This is a genomic window from Roseateles sp. P5_E11 (genome assembly GCF_054049355.1).
Genome location: NZ_JBFUMO010000710.1, coordinates 1 through 2,563 on the forward strand (window position 1 = coordinate 1; position 2,563 = coordinate 2,563).

At 68.0% G+C, this 2,563-nt stretch carries 1 protein-coding gene; it reads right to left on the reverse strand.

Annotated elements, in window-relative coordinates; genetic code table 11:
• Positions 1–2,428 (reverse strand): ATP-binding protein (locus tag ACXJKR_RS29505; RefSeq protein ID WP_457325874.1); only part of this gene is annotated, 2,428 nt, incomplete at its 3' end.
• Between the last annotated feature and the right edge of the window lie 135 nt (positions 2,429–2,563).

Here is a 2,563-nt window from a genome sequence, read left to right on the forward strand (position 1 = left end):
TTCGATGGTCGAGCTGTGCTTCTTCGCGCCGCGCATTGCGCGTGGGGACGGCAAGCGCGCGTCCGAGTGCGGCAGCGCAGGCATCCAGCAAGGTCGAGGGCGTGACCGGCTTGGTCAGCAGCGCGCCGGCCCGCAGCTTGTGCTCGGCCAGGCGCTGCCTCACCTCTTCGCGGCTGAAGGCCGTGGCCAGCATGACCAGGGGTGCCGGGTGGCGCAGCTCGGTCTGCTGGGCCAGCGCCTGCGCGCAGGCCACGCCGTCCATGCCCGGCATCTTCCAGTCGAGCAGCAGCAATTGGAAAGGAGCATCGCCGGCGTCGGCCTGCATCACCAGGCGCAGCGCTTCTTCGCCCCCCGCGGCGGTATCGACCTGCAGGCCCAGCGTGCCGCACATCGTCGCGAGCAGCTCGCGCGCGGCGGCGTTGTCGTCGACGACCAGCACACGCGTGCCGCGCAGACTGGTGTCCATGGCCGCGTCCGCAGCGCCGGGCTGCAACCCGAAATGCAGCTCGAAGTGCAGACGGCTGCCGCGGCCCAGCTCGCTCTCGACGGTGAGCTCGCCGCCCATCAGTTTCACCAGGTGGCGGCTGATCGCCAGCCCGAGGCCGGTGCCGCCATAGCGCCGGCTGGTCGAGGCATCGGCCTGCGTGAAGGGCTGGAACAGGCGTTGCAGTTGTTCAGGGCTCATGCCGATGCCGGAATCACCCACGGTGAAGCGCAGCCGGGCCGATTCGCCGTCCCGCTCCACCATCTTCACGGCGACGATGACCTCGCCACTGTCGCTGAACTTGACGGCGTTGTTTCCCAGGTTGAGCAACACCTGGYCCAGGCGCGATGGGTCGCCCACCAGTGCCCGGGGGATCGCGAGCGGCAAGTCCAGCAGCAGCTCCAGGCCCTTCTCGTCGGCCTTCAGGCCCACCACATTGCTCAGGTTGTCCAGCACGTCGCCAAGGCTGAACGGGATCGTTTCGATGTCGAGCTTGCCGGCCTCGATCTTGGAGAAGTCGAGGATGTCGTTGATGATGACCAGCAGCGATTCCGCCGCCGCATGCGCCTTCTGGATGTAGTTGTGCTGCTGCGGGTTGAGGCCGCTTTGCAGCGCCAGGTGGGACATGCCCAGGATCGCGTTCATCGGCGTGCGGATTTCATGGCTCATGTTGGCCAGGAAGCTGCTCTTGGCCTGGTTGGCAAGCTCGGCGACATTCTTGGCCTGCTGCGCTTCGCTGTAGGCGGCTTCGAGGTCGGCAATCGTGTGGGCCAGGCGGGCCGTCATCGAATTGAAGCTGGTGGCCAGCATGCCGGTCTCGTCGCGCGCTTCGACGGGCGCCTGGGCGGTGAGGTCGCCAGCGGCGATCCGTGCCGCCACCTGGGTCAGGCGCTGCACCGGCCCGACGATGCTGCGCCGAAGCAGGAACGCCAAGGCTGCACCGAATGCCAGCGCGGCCAGGCCACCGACAGCCGTTTGGGCACGCGAGCGGGCCAGGCTGTCCCGAGCCCGCGACAGCTCGGTCTGCAGTTGCGCCTGCTGCTCGGCGGTGATCTGGTGCAGCAGGTCGAGAAGCCCTTGCGCCTGCGGCACGACCTCGGTCCGATACAGGTAGAGGTCCTCGTAGGCACGCGCGCTGTCCTGGATCGTGCGGATGCGCAGGGTCAGCTCGGTCAGCGCGGCCCGCGCCGCTGCGATGCGGTCCAGGTGGGCGCGCTGCGCAGCCGTGAGCAAGGGGCGACGGGCGTAGAGCCCGTCCCACAAGGCCGCATTGGTGACCAGCTGCGAGCTGTACGTCAGCCTGAAGTTGCCTTCGCCCGAGGCGCCGAACGCCATCACGTTGGTGGCCAGCACATCGAACGAACTCTGGAAGGTAAGCATCTCCGCCAGCACTTCGCGGTTCACCGCGTCGGCAGGGCGCGAATTCTGCAACTTGATCATGGCCTCGGTCTCGGCCAGCACACGCACCCGCTGCGCCTGCACGTCCATGCTCGACAGTCGCAGCGCCGGCCGGTTGCGCAAGGTGTCCTCGTGCAGCTCGAACAGCTGTGGCGGCAGGCGTTTCCAGCGCGCGTAACGCTCGTTCAAGGCCTGCACCTGCTTGCGCTCGCCCTCCTCCCAGCCGTCGGCCAATTCCTCCAGCGATGTCAGCGCACTCTCGAACGCCCCGCGTGCCGCGTGGTAGTGCCCGATGTCTTCGCGGTCAGAGAGCACCAGGAAGCCGCGCAGGTGCAGCTGCATGCTCAGCAGCGCCTCCTGCGCCTGGGCCGACGCCCGCGAGGCCGGCGCCCGCAGGCCTTCGCTGATTTCGATGTCCCGGCTGGCGTTGCGGCCCGCCAGGATGGCGAGTGCCACCACCAGCAGCGTCAGCCCGACGAGGACCCCGACGCCGACGGTCAGCTTGGTGCCGATGCCCAGTGACGCTACCCGGAAATTCCAGCGCATGCCCGTGATCAATAGCCCAGTGAAGTTCGATACGCCTCTCGTTGCCGCTCGCGGCCGAGCCGGATCGTGATCTCTTCGAAATCGACGGCAGCGGCCTCGAGCGCTTCTGCCGGACTCAATTGACCGGCCGCCGCC